Below are 5379 nucleotides of genomic sequence, written 5' to 3'. Positions count from 1 at the left end.
TAAATGGATCTTGATAAACTATATCAAATTTAATATTTAAATCCTTTATTATATCTCTTGCGTCGCCTATTTTTATCTCTATTTTTAGGTTATCATCTTCATAATAAAAATTTTTTGAAATTTCTTTTATTATGTGCAAAAAAGGCTTAAATTCATCTGGATAAGAAAAATCTTTTAAACTTTGTATTAGCTTTATATCCATTTCTGGGGAGACAATATAAAGTTTTTTATCGATTTTTTTCTCTCTCATATAAAAAAGAGTAGATAAAGTATTATATCCAAGCCCAAAACAGATATCTAAAATAGAGATTTTTTCCCTATTTTCTATAAGCTTAAAAGCAACCTCAATATGTTTTTTTAACGACTCCTTTAAAGCACCATCTTTTACATTGTGGTAACATTCGTCAAAATTTTCGTTATATGCGGTATATGTTCCATCCGCACTTTTAATCAGTCTCATCTATCAACTCTTTAAAATTTTGAGGCACTCTTCCAAGAGCTGCTTTATCTCCTTTTATCAATATAGGTCTTTCGATCAATTTTGGATATTCGCACATAGCTTTTAAAATCTTATCTTCATCTGCATCTTTTAATCCAAGCTCTTTAAAAAGCTTCTCTTTTTTTCTAACAAGTTCACTAGGTTTCATTCCAAGCTTTTTTAAAATATCTTTTAACTCTTCGCAAGTTGGTGGATTATCCAAATATTTTCTAATTTCGACTTCCACTCCTTCCACAATCTTCAAACCTTCTCTACTTTTTGCGCATCTTGGATTGTGCCAAATAATATATTTTGCCATTTTTCACCTTAGACAATCTCATCAAGTTCTGCAAACATTAATGCTTCTACAATATCATCTATATACATATTTTTTCTACCAAGTAACGCTCTTGCTCCGAGCTCAAAGACATCTTCTAAATTCTCATTTTTATCCATTACTACCATATAATCAAATATATCATTTTTATAATCTTTTTTAAACTCCCAATTTTTTATTTTTCCCTCTTTAGTATCCAAAAAAACAAAAAATTTGGCTTCTTTAATAGGAGTTATTTTTGCCTCTTCAAAATCGTTACTATCTACCGGAATAACAACTATCATCAATTTATCCTATAACTTTTATCTCATCTAAATTTACATCGCACTTATGAATATCGATACTTTTTAGATCTAATAAAAGCTCACTATTATTCATAATTTTTATTCCGTTTTCTATAATATGTTTTGCTATTTTTTGAGCTCCATCTAACGAGTGCATATAGCAACTTCCGCATTGATAAATATTGAGTTCTGGAATCTCTTTTATATCTTTTAATTTTAAAATATCTCTCATACTTTTCTCCCAAGCAAGAGCCACATCAATCTCATCGGGTTTGCCGATAACACTCATATAAAAGCCTGTTCTACAACCCATCGGAGAGATATCTATTATTTCAACATTTTCGCTATTTAAATGATCTCTCATAAATCCAGCAAATAGATGTTCTAAAGTATGAGTAGCTTTTTCGCTCATAATCTCTTTGTTTGGTTTACAAAATCTAAGATCATATACCCTAATATCATCGCCGTTTGGGGTTTTCATATCTTTTGCTACTCTAACAGCAGGCGCTGTCATTTTTGTATGATCAACCATAAAACTCTCAAGTAATGGCATTTCTATCCTTGTAAATTATAATTTTTGATATTTTAGCATAAATAAAAAGAGGTTAAAAATTTGAAGTAAGTGTTATAAATAGATTTAAAAAGCAGTTAAAAAGGCAAATCGCAAAAGCGATTTGACCTTATACTCCAGCCTCTTCTCTTCTTTGAAGATTTTCCCATCTTGTATCTACAGCTTTTTGCCATAGATCTATTATGTGTCTATTTTCTGGTTTAAAAAGATGTCTAAATCTTGGCTGAGCTGCAAGATACTCTTCGACTGGAATTTTATTTTTAGGTCTATATGTAATATTTAGCTTTGTACTATAAATAATCCCGTGTTCGTCTCTTTCGTTTATTATTTCATATAGAGGCCATACACAGCTTTCTACCCCAAGATCGCTAACCTCTATCGTATCTTCGGGAGCATGTTTCCATTCTGTGGTACATGCGCTTTGAGCGTTTATATATACCGGACCTTTAACCTCAAACCCTTTTTGAATCTTCTTAACCAAATCTTTCCATTTAGAAGGGCTAACCTGCGCAACATAAGGGGCTCCATGGTCAGCCATAATCTCAACCATACTTTTTTTCATCATCTTTTCACCATAACTTACAGTCCCGGCAGGACTTGTAGTAGTGCTTGCTCCTATAGGGGTAGAAGAGCTTCTTTGACCTCCGGTATTTGCGTATACTTCATTATCCAAGCAAACATACATAAAATTATGCCCTCTCTCAAAAGCGCCACTTAAACTTTGAAACCCTATATCATAGGTTCCGCCATCACCACCAAATGCAACAAATTTTGGCTCTCTTCCTTCATCAACCATTTTTTGAGTGGCTTTAGGAAGTCTTCCTTTTCTTTTTAAAATTTCGTATGCCGCACTTGCGGTAGCTATAGCAACGGCAGCGTTTTCAAAACCTATATGTATCCAACTAACGTCCCAGCTGGTTCTTGGATATACCGCTGTGCAAACTTCCAAACATCCAGTAGCGGTTGCTACGATAACGGGATCGTTTGTAGCGTTTAAAACTTCTCTTACTATAATATTGTGAGAACATCCGGGACACATAAGGTTCCCGCCCTCATACCTATCGTTTGATAGAGAAAACTCTTTTAAGTTTTTTATCTTTTTAGTCATTTTTTTCTCCTTGAAATCTTAGAAAAAACTAAGTTTTGGACCTCTAAGTCCTAAAAACTGCTGTAACGGATATACGGCTTTGCCGGCTTTTGCACACTCGTCTAATTGATTATAAACATCGAGCAAATGATCTATCGTAGTATCTCTACCGCCAAGCCCATAAATATAATTTAATATAACAGGTGAGTTATTAGCAGCAAACATTGCAGCGCTTATCTCGTTAAACATCGCACCAAAAGTTCCGCCTGGCGCGCTTCTATCCATTACCGCCAACGCTTTAATATTTGATAAAGCCTCTTGAATCTCTTCAAATGGAAAAGGTCTAAATACTCTTAAACTAACAACTCCGGCTTTTACACCTTTTTCTCTCATTTTATCTGCAGCGATTATCGCCGATTCAACTGTTGTTCCAAGGGCAAATATAGCAATATCTGCATCATCCATTTTATATTTATAAACAAAATCGTATTCTCTACCTGTTAAATCTTTAAACTCTTCAAATACTCTTTTTATGACTTTAGTAGAGTTCATAAGATCGTTATGTTGTCTTGCTTTATGCTCAAAATGCCAATCTTCCTCAGTTTGAACACCGTGAGTTACCGGATTTGATACATCAAGCATCGTATTTACCGGGTTATATTCGCCTACAAACTCCGCTGCTACCTCATCTTGAAGAGGTTTAACGTTTTGCGCTGTATGAGAACATAAAAATCCGTCTTGATGCACCATAACAGGAAGTCTAACATCTAAATCTTCACCTATTTTAAAAGCCATCAATGTCAAATCATAAGCCTCTTGAGGGTTGTATGAACATAGATTTATCCAACCAGCATCTCTTCCTAAATACATATCAGAGTGATCGCCGTTAACGTTTAATGGAGCCGCTAAAGCCCTATTAACAACCGTTAATACTATAGGAAGTCTCATACCGCTTGCTTGATACAATACCTCTACCATCAAAGCAAAACCTTGAGAACTTGTAGCAGTAGCCGCTCTAGCTCCAGCAGCGCTTGCGGCAACACAACCGCTCATTGCCGAGTGTTCGCTCTCAACCATAATAAAATCTCCATCAACGTATCCATCCGCCAAAAATTTTGAATAATTTTGAACTATTGGAGTTGATGGAGTGATCGGATATGCCGCAACTACGTCAACCTGAGCTTGTCTTAGAGCCTGAGCCGCGGCCATATTGCCGTCCCAAACCTCCACTTCGTTTAACTCATACTTTTTTGCCATCTTTTAATCCTTTTTCTTTTCTTCTTTTTTAGGCCAGTTTTTTAACGCCTCTTCATTTTCCATATGCTCTGGGAACATTAGTAGCGATTTTGGATTTGTAGGACATACTTCCACACAAATACCGCAACCTTTACATGGATCATACATTATTCCTATCATCTTTTTATCTCTACTTAAGATCGCAATATCTGGGCAAAATACCCAGCAAAATTGACAATCAATACAAAGATCTCTATTAAATACCGGTTTTTCAACTCTCCAGTCACCTACGCTATATTCATGAGAGTTTGTAGGGGCGTAGGGTCTATCCTCTGGTTTTATATAAGCTACATTTTCAACTTCTTCCGTAAATGAAAAAAGCGCCGCTCCAGGAATTAGCTCGTTCCACCCTAAATCTTTAATATCTTTTGCCATTTTCTATCCTTTATTTAACTTCGTTGTAGGCTCTCTCTATCGCAGCCATATTAGCATCAATAATTTTTTGAGGGAATTTAGATAAAACCTTTTCCATAGCATCCTGAAAATATTTTAGATCAAACATACCAGAAACTTTCATTAGCGCGCCGAGCATTGGCGTATTTGGTATTGCTCTTCCGATGGTATCCAAAGAGATCTGCATACAGTCAACAACATAAACCTCTTTTCCTTCAAGTTTTGGCTGAGCTTTTATAAGTTCTTCTTTAGTTAAATGTGTAGTTATAATATATTTTGTTGTTTCTTTTTCATTTGCGGTAATATCTGCGGTATATGTAAGACCTGGGTCTATTACCAAAACGTAGTCCGGTCTCATAAATTTTTCATGATTTAATATCGGTTTATCGTCTACTCTATTATAAGCTGTCATCGCGGCACCACGTTTAGCAGAACCGTAAAAGGCAAAAGCTTGCACATATTTTCCCGTGTTTGCTACAACGTCAGCCAAACCTTTAGCACCTGTTACAGCCCCCTGTCCAGCGCGGCTATGCCATCTTATTTCCAACATAATTACTCCTCAAGTATACATAGTTTGTTGCTTATTGTAATCATTTTGTTCTTAAATAAGGCTTTATTATGAATAATAGTGAGTTGGTTAAAATAGTTAAAATGGTTGGGTAGTTAAGTAGTTAGGGAGAAGGGAGAAGGGAGAAGGGAGAAGGGAGAAGGGAGAAGGGAGAAGGAGGTAAGGAGGTAAGGGGGTAAGGGGAGAAGGGGGTAAGATGTTAAGAGGGCTCAATTACAAATTACCAATTCCAAATTCCCATTTACCAATGTCCAATGTCTAATTTGGTTAAAATGGTTAAAATAGTTAAGTTGTTGAGTAGTTTAGTTAGAAAGTGAGAAAGTGAGCGAGGGTAAAGCCGTTAGGCTTTAAGAGGCAAACTGCTT

The 5379-nt window shown here is 35.5% G+C and carries 7 protein-coding genes and 1 pseudogene; all 8 read right to left on the bottom strand.

What is annotated here, in order from left to right:
• A pseudogene (locus AC30RD_RS05950) lies at positions 1 to 460 on the bottom strand (tRNA (5-methylaminomethyl-2-thiouridine)(34)-methyltransferase MnmD); the annotation flags it as partial.
• Complete coding sequence (arsC, locus tag AC30RD_RS05945; protein WP_489493428.1) at positions 447 to 797, bottom strand: arsenate reductase (glutaredoxin); 351 nt, start codon at positions 795 to 797, stop codon at positions 447 to 449. The pseudogene AC30RD_RS05950 and the gene arsC, both read right to left, overlap by 14 nt.
• An 8-nt stretch (positions 798 to 805) precedes the next feature.
• A complete protein-coding gene (locus AC30RD_RS05940) occupies positions 806 to 1099 on the bottom strand; it encodes a hypothetical protein (RefSeq protein WP_489493427.1) in 294 nt (97 codons plus the stop codon).
• A gap of 4 nt (positions 1100 to 1103) precedes the next feature.
• A complete protein-coding gene (luxS, locus tag AC30RD_RS05935) occupies positions 1104 to 1652 on the bottom strand; it encodes an S-ribosylhomocysteine lyase (RefSeq protein ID WP_489493426.1) in 549 nt (182 codons plus the stop codon).
• Positions 1653 to 1779: 127 nt separating this feature from the next.
• On the bottom strand, positions 1780 to 2778 hold the full coding sequence (locus AC30RD_RS05930) for a thiamine pyrophosphate-dependent enzyme (protein WP_489493425.1): 999 nt from the start codon (positions 2776 to 2778) through the stop codon (positions 1780 to 1782).
• An 18-nt stretch (positions 2779 to 2796) separates the two neighbouring features.
• The gene (locus AC30RD_RS05925) at positions 2797 to 4014 is read right to left on the bottom strand and encodes a 2-oxoacid:ferredoxin oxidoreductase subunit alpha (RefSeq protein ID WP_489493424.1); all 1218 of its coding nucleotides are present in this window, start codon (positions 4012 to 4014) and stop codon (positions 2797 to 2799) included.
• Positions 4015 to 4017: 3 nt separating this feature from the next.
• A complete protein-coding gene (locus tag AC30RD_RS05920; protein ID WP_489493422.1) occupies positions 4018 to 4428 on the bottom strand; it encodes a 4Fe-4S dicluster-binding protein in 411 nt (136 codons plus the stop codon).
• Between the two features lie 10 nt (positions 4429 to 4438).
• Complete coding sequence (locus AC30RD_RS05915) at positions 4439 to 4996, bottom strand: pyruvate flavodoxin oxidoreductase subunit gamma (RefSeq protein WP_489493421.1); 558 nt, start codon at positions 4994 to 4996, stop codon at positions 4439 to 4441.
• Between the last annotated feature and the right edge of the window lie 383 nt (positions 4997 to 5379).

Source organism: Nitrosophilus sp. (assembly GCF_982775275.1).
Note: the sequence above shows the minus strand (reverse complement) of the source record. Positions and strands in the feature narration are given on the sequence as shown.